17 protein-coding genes are annotated in these 17,895 nt (G+C 72.3%); 6 read left to right on the top strand and 11 right to left on the bottom strand.

All coding sequences use genetic code 11. From position 1 onward, the window contains the following. Window positions 1-6: 6 nt before the first annotated feature. On the top strand, window positions 7-1,812 hold the full coding sequence (locus ACZ6TU_RS09815) for a bifunctional metallophosphatase/5'-nucleotidase (protein ID WP_469547685.1): 1,806 nt from the start codon (window positions 7-9) through the stop codon (window positions 1,810-1,812). A gap of 48 nt (window positions 1,813-1,860) precedes the next feature. Here the strand turns inward: ACZ6TU_RS09815 and ACZ6TU_RS09810 are convergent, their stop codons facing one another. The 6 genes from ACZ6TU_RS09810 to ACZ6TU_RS09785 all read right to left on the bottom strand — a co-directional run bounded on the left by ACZ6TU_RS09810 (window position 1,861) and on the right by ACZ6TU_RS09785 (window position 9,053). Continuing rightward, window positions 1,861-3,327, bottom strand: a complete 1,467-nt coding sequence (locus ACZ6TU_RS09810; protein ID WP_467674058.1) for a lysine N(6)-hydroxylase/L-ornithine N(5)-oxygenase family protein — start codon at window positions 3,325-3,327, stop codon at window positions 1,861-1,863. After that, entirely contained in the window at window positions 3,324-4,730 is a 1,407-nt protein-coding gene (locus ACZ6TU_RS09805; RefSeq protein WP_467674060.1) for a pyridoxal phosphate-dependent decarboxylase family protein, read from the bottom strand. Before ACZ6TU_RS09805 ends, ACZ6TU_RS09810 begins: the two co-directional genes overlap by 4 nt. Window positions 4,731-4,915: 185 nt before the next feature. Further along, the gene (gene pepN, locus ACZ6TU_RS09800; RefSeq protein ID WP_467674062.1) at window positions 4,916-7,444 is read right to left on the bottom strand and encodes an aminopeptidase N; all 2,529 of its coding nucleotides are present in this window, start codon (window positions 7,442-7,444) and stop codon (window positions 4,916-4,918) included. 67 nt (window positions 7,445-7,511) lie between these two features. Then, complete coding sequence (locus tag ACZ6TU_RS09795; RefSeq protein ID WP_467674064.1) at window positions 7,512-8,063, bottom strand: response regulator; 552 nt, start codon at window positions 8,061-8,063, stop codon at window positions 7,512-7,514. A 141-nt stretch (window positions 8,064-8,204) separates the two neighbouring features. Then, a complete protein-coding gene (locus ACZ6TU_RS09790; protein ID WP_467674066.1) occupies window positions 8,205-8,555 on the bottom strand; it encodes a chorismate mutase in 351 nt (116 codons plus the stop codon). Between the two features lie 45 nt (window positions 8,556-8,600). Further along, complete coding sequence (locus ACZ6TU_RS09785) at window positions 8,601-9,053, bottom strand: GNAT family N-acetyltransferase (protein ID WP_467674067.1); 453 nt, start codon at window positions 9,051-9,053, stop codon at window positions 8,601-8,603. Between the two features lie 122 nt (window positions 9,054-9,175). Here ACZ6TU_RS09785 and ACZ6TU_RS09780 point away from each other — a divergent pair, with 122 nt between their 5' ends. Beyond that, entirely contained in the window at window positions 9,176-10,063 is an 888-nt protein-coding gene (locus tag ACZ6TU_RS09780; protein WP_467674069.1) for a hypothetical protein, read from the top strand. A 5-nt stretch (window positions 10,064-10,068) separates the two neighbouring features. Here the strand turns inward: ACZ6TU_RS09780 and ACZ6TU_RS09775 are convergent, their stop codons facing one another. Continuing rightward, window positions 10,069-10,992, bottom strand: coding sequence for an SDR family oxidoreductase (locus tag ACZ6TU_RS09775; RefSeq protein ID WP_467674071.1), 924 nt, complete (start codon window positions 10,990-10,992; stop codon window positions 10,069-10,071). A 25-nt stretch (window positions 10,993-11,017) separates the two neighbouring features. After that, on the bottom strand, window positions 11,018-11,758 hold the full coding sequence (locus ACZ6TU_RS09770) for an SDR family oxidoreductase (RefSeq protein ID WP_467674073.1): 741 nt from the start codon (window positions 11,756-11,758) through the stop codon (window positions 11,018-11,020). A gap of 54 nt (window positions 11,759-11,812) precedes the next feature. On the opposite strand from ACZ6TU_RS09770, the gene ACZ6TU_RS09765 reads away from it, so the two are divergent. The 4 genes from ACZ6TU_RS09765 to ACZ6TU_RS09750 are packed head-to-tail and all read left to right on the top strand — an operon-like array spanning window position 11,813 to window position 15,262. Continuing rightward, entirely contained in the window at window positions 11,813-12,661 is an 849-nt protein-coding gene (locus ACZ6TU_RS09765; RefSeq protein ID WP_467674075.1) for an enoyl-CoA hydratase family protein, read from the top strand. Then, on the top strand, window positions 12,661-13,497 hold the full coding sequence (locus ACZ6TU_RS09760; protein ID WP_467674077.1) for a CoA transferase subunit A: 837 nt from the start codon (window positions 12,661-12,663) through the stop codon (window positions 13,495-13,497). Before ACZ6TU_RS09765 ends, ACZ6TU_RS09760 begins: the two co-directional genes overlap by 1 nt. Beyond that, complete coding sequence (locus ACZ6TU_RS09755; protein ID WP_467674079.1) at window positions 13,494-14,213, top strand: CoA-transferase subunit beta; 720 nt, start codon at window positions 13,494-13,496, stop codon at window positions 14,211-14,213. Before ACZ6TU_RS09760 ends, ACZ6TU_RS09755 begins: the two co-directional genes overlap by 4 nt. Then, on the top strand, window positions 14,213-15,262 hold the full coding sequence (locus ACZ6TU_RS09750) for an NAD(P)H-dependent flavin oxidoreductase (RefSeq protein WP_467674422.1): 1,050 nt from the start codon (window positions 14,213-14,215) through the stop codon (window positions 15,260-15,262). The genes ACZ6TU_RS09755 and ACZ6TU_RS09750 overlap by 1 nt, the downstream gene beginning before the upstream one ends. Here the strand turns inward: ACZ6TU_RS09750 and ACZ6TU_RS09745 are convergent. Genes ACZ6TU_RS09745 through ACZ6TU_RS09735 form a run of 3 tightly spaced genes read right to left on the bottom strand, consistent with a single transcriptional unit; the run spans window position 15,246 to window position 17,863 of the window. Further along, window positions 15,246-16,403, bottom strand: coding sequence for an acetyl-CoA C-acetyltransferase (locus ACZ6TU_RS09745; RefSeq protein WP_467674081.1), 1,158 nt, complete (start codon window positions 16,401-16,403; stop codon window positions 15,246-15,248). The two genes, ACZ6TU_RS09750 and ACZ6TU_RS09745, sit on opposite strands and share 17 nt — an antisense overlap. A gap of 17 nt (window positions 16,404-16,420) precedes the next feature. Continuing rightward, window positions 16,421-17,065, bottom strand: a complete 645-nt coding sequence (locus ACZ6TU_RS09740) for a TetR/AcrR family transcriptional regulator (protein WP_467674083.1) — start codon at window positions 17,063-17,065, stop codon at window positions 16,421-16,423. Between the two features lie 12 nt (window positions 17,066-17,077). After that, window positions 17,078-17,863 carry an SDR family oxidoreductase gene (locus ACZ6TU_RS09735; RefSeq protein WP_467674085.1) on the bottom strand — a complete coding sequence of 262 codons (786 nt, stop codon included), beginning with the start codon at window positions 17,861-17,863 and terminating at the stop codon, window positions 17,078-17,080. Between the last annotated feature and the right edge of the window lie 32 nt (window positions 17,864-17,895).

The following is a 17,895-nucleotide window of genomic DNA, read 5'->3' as shown; positions in this document are numbered from 1 at the left end:
CCAGACATGCCGTTGAACCGCCGGAAGTTCCTGGAGAAGTCCGCCGTGACCGGGGCGGGGGTGGCGCTGGCCGGTGCGGTCGGGGCGCCGGGTGCGCAGGCGGCCGAGGCGCGCGGGGGCGAGCGGGGCGTGAAGCGGTACGCCTTCACCGTGCTCGGGACGACGGACCTGCACGGCAACGTCTTCAACTGGGACTACTTCACGGACCAGGAGTTCGACGACAAGAACCACAACGACGTCGGTCTCGCCAAGGTCTCGACCCTGGTGAACCGCGTCCGCGAGGAGAAGGGCCGCCGCAACACGCTGCTGATCGACGCGGGCGACACCATCCAGGGCACGCAGTTGTCGTACTACTACGCGAAGGTCGACCCGATCACGGCCGAGGGCGGCCCCGTGCACCCGATGGCGCAGGCCATGAACGCGATGGGCTATGACGCGGCGGCGCTCGGCAACCACGAGTTCAACTACGGCATCCCGGTGCTGCGGAAGTTCGAGCAGCAGTGCCGTTTCCCGCTGCTGGGCGCGAACGCGCTGGACGCGAAGACGCTGCGGCCGGCCTTCGCGCCGTACAGCATGCACCGGCTGCGCACGCCGTGCGGGCGGGACGTGAAGGTGGCGGTGCTGGGTCTGACCAACCCGGGGATCGCGATCTGGGACAAGGCGAACGTGCAGGGGAAGATGACGTTCCCGGGTCTGGAGGAGCAGGCGGCGAAGTGGGTGCCGAAGCTGCGGTCGATGGGCGCGGACGTCGTCATCGTGTCGGCGCACAGCGGTTCGTCGGGGACGTCGTCCTACGGTGACCAGTTGCCGTACATCGAGAACGCGGCCGGGCTGGTGGCCGAGCAGGTGCCGGGCATCGACGCGATCCTGGTCGGGCACGCCCACACGGAGATTCCCGAGTACTTCGTCACCAACAAGAAGACCGGCAAGCAGGTCGTGCTGTCCGAGCCCCTCAAGTGGGGTCAGCGGCTCACGCTCTTCGACTTCGAGCTGGTGTGGGACAAGGGCCGCTGGGCGGTCGAGAAGGTGGGCGCACAGGTCCTGAACTCCAACACCGTGGAGGAGGACCCGAAGATCGTCCGGCTGCTGTCCGACGAGCACGAGAAGGTCGTGGCGTACGTCAACCAGGTCATCGGCACGAACGCGGCGGAGATGACGTCGGCCGAGGCGCCGTACAAGGACGTGCCGATCATCGATCTGATCAACCACATCCAGGCGGACACGGTGAAGCAGGCGCTGGCGGGCACGGAGCACGCCGCGCTGCCCGTGCTGTCGCAGGCGGCGTGCTTCTCGCGGTCCGCCCGGATCCCGGCGGGCGAGGTGACGATCCGGGACGTGGCGGGTCTGTACGTCTTCGAGAACACGCTGGAGGCGCGTCTGATGACGGGTGCGCAGATGAAGGCGTACCTGGAGTTCTCGGCGAACTACTTCGCGCAGACGGCGCCGGGTGCGGAGGTGGATCCGGCGAAGCTGACGAACGCGAACGGCACGCCGGACTACAACTACGACGTGGTGAGCGGTCTGGCGTACGAGATCGACATCGCGAAGCCGGCCGGTTCGCGGGTGACGAACGTGCGGTTCGAGGGGCAGCCGCTCGCGGACGACGCGAAGTTCGTGTTCGCGGTGAACAACTACCGGGCCAACGGCGGCGGCAACTTCCCGCATGTCGCCGCTGCCCAGCTGCTGTGGTCGAACTCGGAGGAGATCCGCAACACCATGATCGCCTGGGTGAAGGCGAAGGGGTCCATCGACCCGGCCGAGTTCGCGGCGGTGGACTGGAGGCTCACGCGGAACGGCACGCCCGTCTTCTAGAAGCAGTCCCTGGGGAGCCGTCCCGTTGGGAAGCCGTCCGGGGCCGCGTCACCTTCGGTCCACGAGCGGGGTCAGCGACGGTGCCTCACGGGGCGGCGGGACCTGCTGCCGCTGCGTGAGGCCGAAGGTGGTGAAGGCGGTGCGGCGCGGGAGCGCGTACGCCTCCCCGCCCGTCAGGGAGTTGAGGATGATCGCGCTGCGCCAGGCGGCGAGGCCGAGGTCCGGGGCGCCGACGCCGTGCGTGTGGGTGTCGGCGTTCTGGACGTATACCGAGCCGGTGACGGACGGATCGAGGACGAGGCGGTAGTCCTCGTCGATGCGCGGGCGCTGCCGGCCGTCGCGGCGCATGTAGGGGTCGAGGCCGGCGAGGATCCGGTCGAGGGGGCGTTCGCGGTAGCCGGTGGCGAGGACGACGGCGTCGGTGATGAGGCGGGAGCGGCTGTCCTGCCGGCCGTGCTCCAGATGCAGTTCCACCCTGGTCGTGGCGACGCGGCCGGCGGTGCGGACCCGGACGCCGGGGGTGAGGACGGCGTCGGGCCAGCCGCCGTGCAGCGTGCGGCGGTACAGCTCGTCGTGGATGGCGGCGATGGTGGCGGCGTCGATGCCCTGGTGCAGCTGCCACTGTCCGGCGACGAGCCGGTCGCGGGCGGCATCGGGCAGGGCGTGGAAGTAGCGGGTGTGGTCGGGGGTGAAGTGCTCCAGGCCGAGCTTGGAGTACTCCATCGGTGCGAAGGCCTCGGTGCGGCCCAGCCAGTGGATCTTCTCGCGCCCGGCGGGCCTGTTGCGCAGCAGGTCGAGGAAGATCTCGGCGCCGGACTGTCCGATGCCCACGACCGTGACGTGCTCGGCGGCGAGCAGGGCCGCGCGGTGGTCGAGGTAGTCGGCGGCGTGTACGACGGGCACGCCGGGGGCCTCGACGAGCGGCTTGAGTGGTTCGGGGACGCAGGGCTCGGTGCCGATGCCGAGGACGACGTTCCTCGCGTACGTGCGGCCGAGGGCCTCCGCTTCTCCGTCGGCGTCGAGCTGGGTGAAGTCGACCTCGAAGACGTCCCGTTCGGGGTTCCAGCGGACGGCGTCGACCTGGTGGCCGAAGTGCAGCGCCGGGAGGTTCTCGCAGACCCAGCGGCAGTAGGCGTCGTACTCGGCGCGCTGGATGTGGAAGCGCTCGGCGAAGTAGAAGGGGAAGAGCCGCTCGCGGGACCTGAGGTAGTTGAGGAACGTCCAGGGGCTGGTGGGGTCGGCGAGGCTCACCAGGTCGGCGAGGAACGGCACCTGGATGGTCGCGCCGTCGATGAGCAGGCCGGAGTGCCAGCTGAAGGCGGGGCGCTGCTCGTAGAAGGCGGTGTCGAGTTCGCCGAGCGGGTGGGCGAGCGCGGCGAGGGACAGGTTGAACGGGCCGATGCCGATGCCGACCAGGTCGCGGGGCGCGTCGGGCTCGTGGTGCGGGTGCTGGGACGGGGAGGCCGGGGCGGGGTTCGGCCCGTCGTGCGGCTGGGGACTCGGCACGGGGTTCATCGGGGGGTGTGTCCTTCCACGAGTGTCGCTTGCCGCGCTGCGACGAGGTGGAGCAGCGCGGCCAGGTCGTCGGGCCCGGTGGCGGGGTTGAGGAGGGTGGCCTTGAGCCAGAGCCGGCCGTCGAGACGGGCCCGGCCGAGGACGGCACGGCCGTCGGTGAGGAGCGCGCGGCGTACGGCGGCCACGGTGTCGTCGGTGGCGCCCGCGGGCCGGAACAGGACCGTGCTGATGACGGGCCGGGCGTGGAGTTCGAGGCCGGGGTGCTCGTCGACGAGGGCGGCGAACTCCCGGGCCCGGGCGCAGACCTGGTCGACGAGTGCGCCGAGGCCGCTGCGGCCGAGGGTCTTGAGGGTGACGGCGAGCTTGAGGACGTCGGGGCGGCGGGTGGTGCGCAGGGACCGGCCGAGCAGGTCCGGCAGGCCGGCCTCGGTGTCGTCGGCGGCGTTGAGGTAGGGGGCGCGGTGCCTCAGGGCGGTGAGGTCGCGGGGGTCCTTGACGGCCAGGAGGCCCGCGGCGATCGGCTGCCAGCCGAGTTTGTGCAGGTCGAGGGTGACGGTGGCGGCGGCGTCGAGCCCGGCGAGCCGGGCGCGGTGGCGGTCGCTGAAGAGGAGGCCTGCGCCGTAGGCGGCGTCGATGTGCAGCCGGGCGCCGTGGGCCGCGCAGCGGGCGGCGATCTCGGGCAGGGGGTCGACGAGTCCGGCGTCGGTGGTGCCGGCGGTGGCGGCGACGAGCAGCGGGCCGGGCAGGTGGGAGAGGGCCTCGTCGAGCGCGGCGGGGTGGAGCGTGCCGGCCGGGGCGGGTACGACGACGGGCTCGGGCAGCCCGAGCAGCCAGGCGGCCCGCGCCAGCGAGTGGTGGGCGTTCGCCCCGCACACGAGCCGTACGGACCCGCCGTACGCCTCCCGTGCGAGGAGGAGGGCGAGCTGGTTGGACTCGGTTCCGCCGGTGGTGATCAGGGAGTCGGGGTCCGTGCCCACCTCTCCCCCGGCCCCGTAGATCTCCGCGGCCAGCGCCCCCGCGACCAGCCGTTCCAGTTCCGACGCCGCCGGGGCCTGGTCCCAGGAGTCCAGGGAGGGGTTGAGGGCCGAGGCCGCGAGGTCGGCGGCTGTGGCGAGGGCGAGGGGCGGGCAGTGGAGGTGGGCGGCGCACAGGGGGTGTGCCGGGTCGGCGGCGCCCTCGGCGAACGCGCGGACCAGGGTGCGCAGCGCGTGCGGGTCGCCCTGGTCGGGCAGGGCCTCCCCCACCGCCTCCCGCAGCCGCGCCGCGACCGCGTCCGGCCCGCCCGCCGGCAGCGGCCCGCCTCGGGCCCGGGTGCCGTCGTCCAGCGCTTGGAGCACGGTGTCGAGCAACGGCCGCAGGGCGAGCGGGCCTTCGGGGCCTGAGGCGAGGGGCGGCGTGCTCATGGGCTGTCCTCCGGGGCGCGGGACGGGCGCGCCCGAATAGCCCAACGACCGGATGCGGGAGGAGGTACTTCCGTACGGGGAAACCCGCCGGAACCGCCCGGCCCGGGCTCGGCCCCTGAAGTCGTCCGCGTGGTCCTGCGCCAGGAGCGCGAACGGGCGACCGCCCGCGCCCCGCGTAGCCGGTCCTAGCCGTTCTGCCCCTGCTGGACCCGCAGGGCCCGTGCCAGATCGTCGAGTTGGTCGGCGAGCTTGCGGCGCAGCGCCGGGATCGGCGCGGCGTCGCGCAGGCACTCCTCGCCGAGGCGGAGGTTCTCGGGGTCGACGGCGTGGGCGGGAAAGGCCCAGCGGCCGGCGGCTTCGGCGATGGCGGGGCCGCGGCGGTCGGCGACGTCGACCGCGTCCGTGTAGTAGCGCGGCACGTACGCGCGTACCAGGTCGGCCTGTTCGGGCTGCCAGAAACCCTGGGCGGTGGCGGTGAACAGGTAGTTGGACAGCTCGTCGGAGCCGAACATCGCCTCCCAGGCGCGGGCCTTGGCGTCCGGGTCGGGCAGGGCTGCCCGGCAGCGGGCGGCGCCCTCCAGGCCGGTGGCGCTCGGGTCGCGTTCCAGTTCGGCGGCGAGGGCGGCCTCGTCGGTGGCGCCGAGGACGGCGAGCCGGCCCAGGACGCGCCAGCGCAGCTCGGGGTCGAGCTCCGGGCCGCCGGGCACGGTGCCGTCGGCGAGCCAGGCGGCGATGGCGTCCGGGTGGGCGGCGACGTCGATGCGGTGGCGTACGGCGATCAGGCGCAGGCCGGGGTTGTCGCCGTCCTCGGTGCGGCGGATGAGGTCGCGGCACAGCTCGGACAGTGTGGCGAGCGCGGCGGGCCGCTCCTCGGGCGCGACGTAGCGGTCGGTGATGTACGTGGACGCGAAGGCGAGCACGCCCTGGACGATCGCGAGGTCGGTCTCCAGCGGGAGATGGGCCCGGGCGGTCTCCAGGTAGGCGGCGGGCGCCAGTTCGCCGTCGCGGACGGCGTCGCGCAGGGCGTTCCAGACGACCGCGCGGGTGAGCGGTTCGGGCAGGCCGGACAGCTCCTTACGGATGGTCTCGAAGGACTCGGGGTCGAAGCGGACCTTGGCGTAGCTGAGGTCGCCGTCGTTGAGGAGGAGCAGCGCGGGGCGCTTGCCGATGGGGTGGGCGCCGGTCTGCGGCAGGTCCAGGTGGAGGCGTTCGCGCAGGACGAGGTTCCTGCCGTCGTCGCCGAGGTCCCGGTCGTACAGGCCGACGGCGATGCGGTGCGGGCGGCTGCCGGTGCGGTCGACTGTGAGGGCGCAGGTGCCGTTCTCACCGGGGGCGAGGTGCGGGGTGAGGGTGTCGACGCCGGTGGTGCGCAGCCAGGCGTCGGCCCAGGCGTGGACGTCGCGGTCGGTGGCGTCGGCGAGGGAGTCGGTGAAGTCGGCCAGGGTGGCGTTGCCGAACCTGTGCCGGGTGAAGTGGGTGTTGATGCCGGCCAGGAAGTCCTCCTCGCCGAGCCAGGCGACCAGCTGCCGCAGCGCGCTGGCGCCCTTGGCGTAGGAGATGCCGTCGAAGTTGAGCAGCGCGGAGGCGGTGTCGTCGACGGCTTCGGGGGCGACGGGGTGGGTGGAGGGTCGCTGGTCGGCGTCGTAGCCCCAGGCCTTGCGGTTGACGCCGAAGTCCGTCCACGTGTCGGTGCCCCACTTCCTGGGGGGAGTCCTCCCAGATCCCCCGAGGGTCGCCTCGGTGAGGGTCTGGTAGCCCATGTACTCGGCGAAGGACTCGTTCAGCCAGATGTCGTCCCACCACTTGAGGGTGACGAGGTCGCCGAACCACATGTGGGCCATCTCGTGGGCGACGACCATGGCGCGGGTCTGCCGTTCGGTGTCGGTGACGGCGGAGCGGTAGACGAACTCGTCGCGGAAGGTGACCAGTCCGGGGTTCTCCATGGCGCCCGCGTTGAACTCGGGGACGAAGGCCTGGTCGTAGGAGTCGAAGGGGTAGGGCTCGTCGAACTTCTCGTGGTAGCGGTCGAAGCACGCGCGCGTGACGTCGAGAAGTTCGTCGGCGTCGGTGTCCAGGTAGGGGGCGAGGGAGCGGCGGCAGTGCAGGCCGAAGGGCAGGCCGCGGTGCTCGGTGCGCACGGAGTGCCAGGGGCCTGCGGCGACGGCGACCAGGTAGGTGGAGATCAGCGGGGTGGCGGCGGCGTTCCAGAGGCCGTCGCCGGTGTGCTCGGTGACGCCGTTGGCGAGGACGGTCCAGCCCTCCGGGGCCTTCACCGACAGCTCGAAGACGGCTTTCAGGTCGGGCTGGTCGAAGGCGGCGAAGACGCGCTGGACGTCCTCCATGAACAGCTGGGTGTAGACGTAGGTCTCGCCGTCGGTGGGGTCGGTGAAGCGGTGCATGCCCTCGCCGGTGCGGGAGTAGCGCATGCGCGCGTGCACCCGCAGTTCGTGCTCGCCGGCGGTGAGGTTCTTCAGGGGCAGCCGGTTGCCGTCCAGGGCTTCCGGGTCCAGGGGTTGTCCGTCGAGGGTGACGGAGCGCAGCTCGGCAGGCCTGACCTCGACGAAGGTGTCCCCGTCCGCGCGGGCGCTGAACCTGATCAGGGTGCGGGAGTCGAAGATCTCGTCGCCGGTGGTCAGGTCGAGTTCGATCGTGTAGCGGTGGACGTCGAGGAGCCCTGCTCGGGTCTGCGCTTCGTCGCGCGTCAGTACGGACATGCAGGACATGCTGCCTGATGGCACTGGCATGGCACAGAGGCGGATCGGTATGCGACCGATGTCCGGTCTAGGTGCGGTCTTTTTCGAGCTCCCCGGCGTGCGCCCCCATGGGCCGCTGGGGCGGCACACGCATGTCGGGGTGGGGCAGGGCGGGCCGTTGGATGTGCGCGGCGGTCTCGGTGTGCTCCCGGACCTCCGCGCGCAGCCGGCGCACCTCCTGCTCCAGGGCGAGGTGGTGCTGGTGGGCGTCGTAGAGGTAGCGGACCTTGGTGCGCAGGGCCCAGGGGTCCACGGGTTTCATGACGAGGTCGGCGACGCCGAGGCCGAAGGCCGCGGTGGTGAGTTCCTGGTCGGGGCCGAAGCCGGTGAGCAGGATCACCGGGATGTGCTGGGTCTGTTCCACGCGCCGCATGTAGCGCACGACCTCCAGCCCGCTGACGCCGGGCATGCGCACGTCGAGCAGGAGCAGGCCGACCTGGCCGCGCAGCACCTGCTTGAGCGCCTCGTCGCCGCTGGTGGCCCGGCCGAGCAGATAGCCCAGCGGGGCCAGGGCGCTCTCCAGTGCGTACAGCGTGTCCTCGTGATCGTCGACGATGAGGATCCTGGTATCCGACGGCATGGCCCGACGCCCCTCCCTCGTGGAGGACCAGAGTAAGCCAGGGACACTGACGCGCAGTGCTCGTCAGCTGACATGCTGTGCACAGCGCAGCATGCCCCGCGCGGGCCGCCGTGTCACTCCCCCTGGGGCGGTCGCACGAGGTCAGTTACGGCCGGGCGCCGAGCCGTTGAGCGCCTCGTCTGCGATGCGCTCGTGGTGGCGGATGACCTCGGCGACGATGAAGTTCAGGAACTTCTCCGCGAAGGCCGGGTCCAGTTTGGCGTTCTCGGCGAGCGCGCGCAGCCGGGAAATCTGGCGAGACTCACGCGCCGGGTCGGCGGGCGGCAGCTGGTGCCGGGCCTTGAGGAGGCCGACCTGCTGAGTGCACTTGAAGCGCTCGGCGAGCATGTGAACGACGGCCGCGTCGATGTTGTCGATGCTGTCGCGCAGCCGGGCGAGTTCCTCACGGACGGCAGGGTCGACGTCACCGGTGCCGGTGTTGCTGGTGGTCATGACAGATCAGCCTAAGGGGCGCACGCCCGGCGGACGCGGGCCGTCTCACGACTCGGCGGTGCGCAGCCGCTTGTGGAAGCAGACGTCCTCGTGTCCGCCGGGCACGCCCTCGATGCGGGCCCGTTCCCGGAAGCCGAGCCGCGGGTAGAAGCCGGGCGCCTGGAAGCTGTACGTGGAGACGATCATGTCCGTGCAGCCGCGCCGGACGGCCTCGTCCTCCGCGGCGCGCATCAGGCGGCCGCCCCAGCCGGCGTGCCGCTGGTCCGCGCGCACCCAGAGCATGTCCACGGAAGCCAGGCTGCCCCAGGTCCAGGCGGTGAGTCCGCCGATCAGGTCGCCGGCCTCGTCGGCGACGCGGACGGAGAGGGGCTCGGTCGTGGCGCCGTCGGCGGCGGCCGTGTTGAAGGCGGTCAGCTCCTCGTCGAGCCGCTTCTCGAGTTCGTCGTCCTGGCCGCCCACCCGGAGCGTGGCGGCGACGGAGCGCTGTTCGCTGGTCACGGCCCGGATTCTGCCAGCGGCCGGGGGCGGCGACGACCGCTTTTCGCGGCGGCCGCACGGCCCCGTGGCCGTCAGACTTCCGTACAGTGGAACCGGGTTCAGGGGCGTCTTGGGGGTGAGGCGTGGCGAACGACGGGCCGGTCGAGCACGGCTACCCGCATCTGGAGACGGTGCGGGCCGCCGTCACGGCGCTGTACAAGCGACTGTCGTACGACACGATCCAGACGTTCGCGACCAGTGTGGTCCCCGCCGACGTGGCGTTCTGCGACACCGACGACCTGTATCTGGGGGCGCAGCGGGTGGCGCGCGAGCTGGTGCGGCACTACCGGCTGCCGGACGCCCGGCTGATCGTGAGCTTCCGGGAGATGCGGCACGCGGCGAACGTCGAGCTCGCGGCCGGGCCGGAGTACTTCGTGGAGCTGAACGACCGGTTCCGTACGCATCGGCGGGACATCGGGGCGGCCCTGGCGCACGAGGTGATGCATGTGTACCTGCACCGCCTCGACCTGTCCTTCCCGGGCGTCCGGGACAACGAGATCCTGACGGACACGGCGACGACGTATCTGGGCGCGGGCTGGCTGCTGCTGGACGCGTACCGGGAGGACCGGGCGTCGTCCCAGAAGCTGGGATATCTCACGCCGGAGGAGTTCGGGTACGTGCTGGCCAAGCGCGCGCTCGTCTTCGGCGAGGACCCGTCGGTGTGGTTCACCAGTCCGCAGGCGTACACGGCGTACGTGAAGGGGATGGAGCTGGCCCGTCGCGATGAGCAGCAACCGCCGTTGACCGCGGCGGGGTGGGCGGGGCGGCGGCGGTACGCGCGCGATCGGCGGCATGCGCCGGCCGGGCCGCCGCAGCCGGGTGTGCGGTACTCGTTCACTCCCGACGGGGGTGGGCGGTTGCGGGTGTCGTTTCCCTGTCCGACCTGTCATCAGCGGATCAGGGTGCCGGTGCGGGGGCGGGTTCGGGCGCGGTGTGCGTTGTGCCGGAGCGTGCTGGAGTGCGACACGTAGACCTTCTAAGCCCCGTACACCGGCCTGGGCTCGCCCGCTTCCGCCAGCAGTTCGCGCGCCGCCTCCCCCGCCTCCCCCGGAGACCACCGCTCGCCCTTGTCCACGCCAGGGCCCGGGCGCCAGCCCTCCATCACCGTGATCCGGCCGCCCTCCGCCTCGAAGACCCGGCCCGTCACCCCGGCGCTCGCGGCCGAGCCGAGCCAGACGACCAGGGGGGAGACGTTCTCCGGGGCCATCGCGTCGAAGCCGGAGTCGGGCGCCGCCATGGTTTCGGCGAAGGTGCGCTCCGTCATGCGGGTCCGGGCGGCGGGGGCGATCGCGTTGACCTGGACGCCGTAGCGGCGCAGTTCGGCCGCCGCGACCAGGGTCAGGGCGACGATCCCGGCCTTGGCGGCGCTGTAGTTGCCCTGTCCGACCGAGCCCAGCAGGCCCGCGCCGCTGCCGGTGTTGACGACCCGGGCCTCGGGCCGGCGGCCCGCCTTGGCCTCGGACCGCCAGTGTGCGGCGGCGTGCCGCAGGGGCAGGAAGTGGCCCTTGAGGTGGACGCGTACGACGGCGTCGAAGTCGTCCTCGTCGAGGTTGACCAGCATCCGGTCACGCAGGAAGCCCGCGTTGTTGACGAGTGTGTCGAGCCGGCCGTACGTCTCCAGTGCCGTCCGGACGAGGGAGGCGGCGCCCTCGGTCGTGGCGATGTCACCGCCGTGCGGCACCGCCTCGCCGCCCGCCGCGCGGATCTCCTCGGCGACGCGGGCGGCCGGGCTGCCGGGGCCGGGCATCCCGTCGGCTCCGGGTGTGCCGTCGAGACCGACGCCGAGGTCGTTGACGACGAGCCGCGCGCCCTCGGCGGCGAACGCGAGGGCGTGGGCGCGGCCGAGTCCCCGGCCCGCGCCGGTGACGACGACGACCCGACCGTCGCAGATTCCGCTCACCTCGGGCCTCCTTGTTCGCGTCATCTCAGGTCTCCTTGTTCGCGGTCGAGGCGTCCAGGAACGCGGGGCGCTCCCCGCCCCCGTGGACGAGCAGGCTCGCCCCGCTGATGTAGGCGGCGGCGTCCGAGGCGAGGAAGACGGCGGCCCGTCCGATGTCGGACGGCTCGGCGAGACGGCCGAGCGGGACGGTGCGGGAGACGGCGGCGACGCCGTCCTGGTCGCCGTAGTGGAGGTGGGACAGCTCTGTGCGGACCATGCCGACGACGAGGGTGTTGACCCGGATGTCGGGCGCCCACTCCACGGCCATCGAGCGGGCGAGGTTCTCCAGGCCCGCCTTGGCGGCGCCGTAGGCGGCGGTGCCCGGTGAGGCACGGCCTCCGCTGACGCTGCCGATCATGACGATCGAGCCCCTGGCCCGCCGGAGGTGCTCGTACGCGGCGAGGGACACGGTCAGCGGAGCGACGAGGTTGAGCTCCACCACGCGCGCGTGCCGGCCGGCGTCGGCGTGGGTGAGCGGGCGGTGGGGGCTGCCGCCCGCGTTGTTGACGAGGACGTCCAGCCGGGGCAGCTCGCCGCACAGGCGCCGGACGGCCTCGGCGTCCCGGACGTCCAGCGGCACGAACTCCGTCCCGGACACCGGGACTTCCGGCGGGCGGCGGGCACAGACCACGACCTCGGCGCCCGCCCGTACGAAGGCACGCGCGATGCCGGCACCGACGCCCCGGGTCCCGCCCGTGACGACGGCGACCTTCCCGTCCAGCTCCATCCGCTGCTACCTTTCACCTAACAAACGTTTGGTGGAAAGGTAGCTGATGCGGCCATGGGTGTCTCCACCTCGTGCGTGGAAAAGGGAATAGCCGTCGTCACGGTCGACTTCCCGCCGGTGAACGCCCTGCCGGTGGCCGGCTGGTTCGCCCTGGCCGACGCCGTGCGCGCGGCCGGGCGCGACCCGGAGGTCCGGTGCGTGGTGCTGACGGCCGAGGGGCGCGGGTTCAACGCGGGCGTGGACATCAAGGAGTTACAGGCGGACGACGAGGCACACGGCACCCGCTGGGCGCACGAGGCCCACGGGACCCATAGGCCGCATCATGGTAAGCATGGGGCTTATGAGGCCTATGGGGCACACGGGGCGCTGATCGGCGCGAACAGCGGTTGCGCGGAGGCCTTCGCGGCGGTGTACGAGTGCGAGGTGCCGATTGTCGCGGCCGTGCAGGGCTTCTGCCTGGGCGGCGGCATCGGCCTGGTGGGGAACGCGGACGCGATCGTGGCGAGCGACGACGCGGTGTTCGGGCTGCCCGAGCTGGACCGCGGAGCGCTGGGCGCGGCCACGCATCTGGCCCGTCTGGTCCCCCAGCACCTGATGCGGGCGCTGTACTACACCGCGCGCACGGCGAGCGCGGCCGAACTGCACGCGCACGGCTCGGTGTGGCGCGTGGTGCCGCGTGACGCGCTGCGCGCGGCGGCCCTCGAACTGGCCCGGGAGATCGCCGCCAAGGACGGCCGGCTGCTCCGCCTGGCCAAGGCCGCCCTCAACGGCATCGACCCGGTCGACGTGCGCCGCAGCTACCGCTTCGAGCAGGGCTTCACCTACGAGGCGGCCCTCAGCGGGGTGGGCGCGCGGGTGCGCGGCACCTTCGGAAGCTCCAGGAGTTCGGGGGAGGAGGCGTGATGAGGGACAAGACGATGACGGCCGACGAGGCCGTGTCCCGCCTGTCCAGCGGCATGACCCTCGGCATCGGCGGCTGGGGCTCGCGCCGCAAGCCGATGGCCCTGGTGAGAGCACTGCTCAGGTCGGAGGTCACTGATCTCACCGTCGTCTCGTACGGCGGCCCGGACGTGGGCATGCTGGCCGCCGCCGGGCGGATCCGCAAGCTGGTCACGGCGTTCGTCACCCTCGATTCGATCCCCCTGGAGCCGCACTACCGCGCGGCCCGCGAGCGTGGCGCCTTCGCACTGACCGAGATCGACGAGGCGATGTTCATGTGGGGCCTGCACGCGGCGGCGAACCGGCTGCCGTTCCTGCCGGTGCGGGCCGGCACCGGCTCGGACGTGATGCGGGTCAACCCCGGTCTGCGGACGGTCACTTCACCGTACGAGGACGGGGAGACGTTCGTGGCGACGCCCGCCCTGCGGCTCGACGCGGCCCTGGTGCACATGAACCGCGCCGACCGGCTGGGCAACGGGCAGTACCTGGGCCCCGACCCGTACTTCGACGACCTGTTCTGCGAGGCGGCGGACACGGCGTACGTCAGCTGTGAACGGATCGTCGACACGGCCGAGTTGACGAAGGGGGCGGCACCCCAGACCCTGCTGGTCAAGCGGCACACGGTGACGGGCGTCGTGGAGGCCCCGAGCGGGGCGCACTTCACGTCCTGCGCGCCCGACTACGGCCGGGACGAGACCTTCCAGAAGACGTACGCGACGACACCCTGGCCCCAGTTCGCGGCCCGGTTCCTCGCCGGGGACGAGCGGGCGTACCAGTCGGCCGTCAGGGAGGGGACATGACGGGCGTCACCCGCGCCGAGTACTGCGTGATCGCGTGCGCCGAGGCCTGGCGGGGCGACGGTGAGGTGCTCGCCAGTCCCATGGGACTGATCCCCTCCATCGGCGCCCGGCTCGCCCGGCTCACCTTCGCGCCGGATCTGCTGCTGACCGACGGCGAGGCGATGCTGGTCCGCCCGGACGGGACGACGGAGGGCTGGCTGCCGTACCGGCAGCACCTGGCCCTGGTCACCGGAGGCCGACGGCACGTGATGATGGGCGCGAGCCAGATCGACCGGTTCGGCAACCAGAACATCTCGTGCATCGGCGACTGGGAGCGGCCGAGGCGGCAGCTGCTCGGGGTGCGCGGCGCGCCGGTCAACACCCTCAACCACCCGACCAGTTACTGGATCCCGAGGCACTCCCGGCGGGTCTTCGTCGAGCGGGTCGACATGGTCTGCGGGGTCGGGTACGACCACGCGGCCGGCGCGCGGCACCACCGCATCCCGCGGGTCGTCTCCGACCTGGGTGTCTTCGACTTCGCCACCCCCGACCACTCGATGCGGCCGGCCTCGCTGCACCCGGGTGTCACGGTGGAGCAGGTCAGGGCGGCGACGGGCTTCGAGCTGAACGTTTCGGACGAGGTGCCGCCGACCCGCGAGCCGACCGCCGAGGAGCTGCGGCTGATCCGCGAGGTCGTCGACCCGGCCGGCACTCGTAGCGGGGAGGTCGCCTCGTGATGGAGACGGCGCTGACCCGGCTGACCGGTGTCCGCCATCCGGTCGTGCAGACCGGGATGGGCTGGGTTGCGGGCCCGCGCCTGGTCTCCGCCACGGCGAACGCCGGCGCTCTCGGCATCCTGGCCTCGGCGACGATGACGCTCGACCAGTTGCGGGCGGCCGTCCGGGAGGTCCGGGCCCGTACCGACGCGCCGTTCGGTGTGAACCTGCGCGCCGACGCGGCGGACGCCGGCGACCGTGTGCGGATCCTGATCGACGAGGGCGTCCGGGTCGCCTCCTTCGCCCTGGCCCCCTCCCGGGAACTGATCGGCGAGCTCAAGGAGGCCGGTGTGGTCGTCATGCCGACCGTGGGAGCGCGGCGGCACGCCGAGAAAGTCGCCGCATGGGGGGCGGACGCGGTACTCGTGCAGGGCACGGAGGGCGGCGGGCACACCGGTGACGTGGCCACGACGGTGCTGCTGCCGCAGGTGGTCGACGCCGTGGACCTGCCGGTCGTGGCGGCGGGCGGGTTCTTCGACGGGCGGGGACTGGTCGCGGCGCTGGCCTACGGGGCGGCGGGCGTCGCCATGGGTACGCGGTTCCTGCTCACCTCGGACTCGACCGTGCCGGAGGCGGTGAAGGCGCGGTATCTGGCGGCAACGGTGCGGGACGTGACGGTCACCAGGGCGGTGGACGGGCTTCCGCACCGCATGCTGCGGACGGACCTGGTGGACGCGCTGGAGAACGCGGGCCGTGTGAGAACCCTGTTCCACGCGGCGCGCAGGGCGTCCCGTTTCCGGCGGCTCTCCGGCCTCACCTGGCGTCGCATGGTCCGCGACGGCCTCGCCCTCAGGCACGGCAAGGACCTGACCTGGAGCCAGGTCCTGCTCGCCGCGAACACGCCGATGCTGCTCAAGGCGTCCATGGTGGACGGCCGTACGGATCTGGGGGTGATGGCGTCCGGGCAGGTCGCCGGGGTGATCGACGACCTGCCCTCGTGCGCGGAGCTGGTGGAGCGGATCATGAAGGAGGCCGAGGACGCCCGCCGGCGTCTCACAGCCTCTCGATGATCGTCACATTGGCCTGTCCGCCGCCCTCGCACATGGTCTGCAGGCCGAACCGCCCGCCGGTGCGCTCCAGTTCGCGCAGCAGGGTCGTCATCAGCTTCACGCCGGTCGCGCCGAGCGGGTGGCCCAGGGCGATGGCACCGCCGTTGACGTTGACCTTCTCCGGGTCCGCACCCGTCTCCTTCAGCCAGGCCAGGACGACCGGGGCGAAGGCCTCGTTGATCTCGACGAGGTCGATGTCGCCGATGGTCATGCCGGTCTTCTTCAGGGCGTGGGCGGTGGCCGGGATCGGGGCGGTGAGCATGCGGATCGGATCCTCGCCGCGCACCGAGAGATGGTGCACACGCGCGCGGGGGGTGAGCCCGTGTTCGCGCACCGCCCGCTCGGAGGCCAGCAGCATCGCCGCCGCGCCGTCGGAGACCTGCGAGGAGCAGGCGGCGGTGATCGTGCCGCCGTCGAGGACCGGCTTGAGCCCGGCCATCTTCTCCAGGGAGGTGTCCCGGCGCGGGCCCTCGTCGGCCGTGACCTCCCCGTACGGCACGGTCTCGCGGTCGAAGCGGCCCTCGTCGATCGCCCGCACCGCCCGCTGATGCGACCGCAGGGCGAACTCCTCCTGGTCGCGTCGGCCGATCCCCCACTTCGCGGCGATCATCTCGGCGCCCGCGAACTGGTTCACGGGCTTGTCCCCGTACCGCGCCCGCCAGCCCGCGCTGCCCGCGAACGGGCCCTGGGTCAGCCCGAGCGGCTCGGCGGCCTGCCGGGTGGCGAAGGCGATGGGGATCATCGACATGTTCTGCACACCGCCGGCGACCACCAGGTCCTGGGTGCCGGACAGCACGGCCTGCGCCGCGAAGTGCACGGCCTGCTGCGAGGAACCGCACTGCCGGTCGACGGTCACGCCCGGCACCTCCTCGGGCAGCCCGGCCGCCAGCCAGCAGGTCCGCGCGATGTCCCCGGCCTGCGGCCCCACGGCGTCCAGACAGCCGAGGACGACGTCCTCGACGGCGGCCGGGTCGACGCCGGAGCGGGTCATCAACTCCTTGAGCACATGGGCGCCGAGGTCGGCCGGATGGACCGCGCTCAGCCCTCCCCCGCGCCGCCCGACGGGCGTGCGGACCGCTTCGACGATGTAGGCCTCGGCCATGGCAACTCCCTCACGGATCAGGGCTGTTCGCGTACGGCGATCCCGTCCAGCACCATCGACAGGTACTGCCGGGCGATCTCGTCCGGGCTGTGCTGGCCGCCCGGCCGGTACCAGGACGCGGCCACCCACACGGTGTCGCGCACGAACCGGTAGGTGAGCCGGACGTCGAGGTCGCCCCGGAAGGCCCCCTCGGCGACGCCGCGCTCCAGCGTGGACAGCCACGCCTTCTCGAACCTGCGCTGCGACTCGGCGAGGAACGCGAACCGCTCCTGCGCCACGAGCTGCTTGCTCTCCTTCTGGTAGATCGCGACGGCCGCGCGGTGCCGGTCGATCTCGCGGAACGACTCGGTGACCAGGGCCTCCAACGTCTCGCGCGGACCGAGTCCGGCGCCCAGGACGGCGTCGTAGCCGTCCCAGAGCTCGTCGAGGAAGGTGCGCAGGATCTCCTCCAGCATCGACTCCTTGGAGTCGAAGTGGTAGTAGAGGCTGCCCGCGAGCATCCCCGCGTGGTCCGCGATCTTGCGGACGGTGGTGGCGTTGTAGCCCTGTTCGGCGAATACCTCGGCGGCGGTGCCGAGGAGTTCGCCGCGGCGGTCGCGAGCGGCGGCAGCCGCGGGGGGCTCTGTGGCGGTCACCTGGGGCTTCTTCTTCGTAGGGGGCACGGGTCCATTGTCCTAGGGGTGCCTGCTGCTGACGGACACCACTTCCCCGGTCATGTACGAGGAGTAGCCGGAGGCCAGGAACACGATCACGTTGGCCACCTCCCAGGGCTCGGCGTGCCGCCCGTAGGCCTCGCGGGCGGTCAGCTCGGCGAGCAGCTCGGGCGTGGTCACCTTCACCAGGTGCGGATGCATGGCGAGGCTGGGCGCGACGGCATTGACCCGCACCCCGTACCCGGCCGCCTCGACCGCCGCGCACCGGGTCAGCGCCATCACGCCCGCCTTCGCGGCGGCGTAGTGAGCCTGCCCGGCCTGGGCGCGCCAGCCGACGACGGAGGCGTTGTTGACGATCACCCCGCCGCCCTCCCTCATGTGACGGAGCGCGGCCCGCACGCACCGGAACGTGCCGTTCAGCGTGACGTCCAGGACGCGGGACCACTGGTCGTCGGTCATGTCGACGAGGTCCGCGGTGCCGCCGAGACCGGCGTTGTTGACCACGACGTCGAGGCGTCCGTGTTCCCGTACGGCCGTGTCGAAGAGGGCGCGCACCTGCGTCTCGTCGGTGACGTCGCAGGGCACCGCGGCGACCGATGCCGCGCCGAACTCGCCGGCCAGCTCCGCCTCGTGCTCCTTGAGCCGCCGCACGTGCGCGTCGCTGATCAGGACGCGCGCGCCCTCCTCCAGGAAGCGGCGCGCCGTGGCCCCGCCGATCCCCGCGCCTGCCGCGGCGGTGATGACGGCGGTCCGCCCCTCCAGCATGCCGTGGCCGGGCACGTACGACGGACTCTCGACGTCTGTCATGGGCTCACGCTAACCTACCAAACACTTGTTAG

Source organism: Streptomyces sp. NPDC052064 (assembly GCF_055585925.1).
The sequence above is the reverse complement of the archived record's forward strand: the minus strand, read 5'-3'. Positions and strand labels throughout refer to the sequence as shown.

What these genes read in the sequence shown, in the direction of transcription:
- ACZ6TU_RS09815 (WP_469547685.1), top strand. Translation starts at nt 7, where the DNA reads ATGCCGTTGAACCGCCGGAAGTTCCTGGAGAAGTCCGCCGTGACCGGG.
- ACZ6TU_RS09810 (WP_467674058.1), bottom strand. Translation starts at nt 3,327, where the DNA reads ATGAACCCCGTGCCGAGTCCCCAGCCGCACGACGGGCCGAACCCCGCC.
- ACZ6TU_RS09805 (WP_467674060.1), bottom strand. Translation starts at nt 4,730, where the DNA reads ATGAGCACGCCGCCCCTCGCCTCAGGCCCCGAAGGCCCGCTCGCCCTG.
- pepN (WP_467674062.1), bottom strand. Translation starts at nt 7,444, where the DNA reads ATGTCCGTACTGACGCGCGACGAAGCGCAGACCCGAGCAGGGCTCCTC.
- ACZ6TU_RS09795 (WP_467674064.1), bottom strand. Translation starts at nt 8,063, where the DNA reads ATGCCGTCGGATACCAGGATCCTCATCGTCGACGATCACGAGGACACG.
- ACZ6TU_RS09790 (WP_467674066.1), bottom strand. Translation starts at nt 8,555, where the DNA reads ATGACCACCAGCAACACCGGCACCGGTGACGTCGACCCTGCCGTCCGT.
- ACZ6TU_RS09770 (WP_467674073.1), bottom strand. Translation starts at nt 11,758, where the DNA reads ATGGAGCTGGACGGGAAGGTCGCCGTCGTCACGGGCGGGACCCGGGGC.
- ACZ6TU_RS09765 (WP_467674075.1), top strand. Translation starts at nt 11,813, where the DNA reads ATGGGTGTCTCCACCTCGTGCGTGGAAAAGGGAATAGCCGTCGTCACG.
- ACZ6TU_RS09760 (WP_467674077.1), top strand. Translation starts at nt 12,661, where the DNA reads ATGAGGGACAAGACGATGACGGCCGACGAGGCCGTGTCCCGCCTGTCC.
- ACZ6TU_RS09755 (WP_467674079.1), top strand. Translation starts at nt 13,494, where the DNA reads ATGACGGGCGTCACCCGCGCCGAGTACTGCGTGATCGCGTGCGCCGAG.
- ACZ6TU_RS09750 (WP_467674422.1), top strand. Translation starts at nt 14,213, where the DNA reads ATGGAGACGGCGCTGACCCGGCTGACCGGTGTCCGCCATCCGGTCGTG.
- ACZ6TU_RS09745 (WP_467674081.1), bottom strand. Translation starts at nt 16,403, where the DNA reads ATGGCCGAGGCCTACATCGTCGAAGCGGTCCGCACGCCCGTCGGGCGG.
- ACZ6TU_RS09735 (WP_467674085.1), bottom strand. Translation starts at nt 17,863, where the DNA reads ATGACAGACGTCGAGAGTCCGTCGTACGTGCCCGGCCACGGCATGCTG.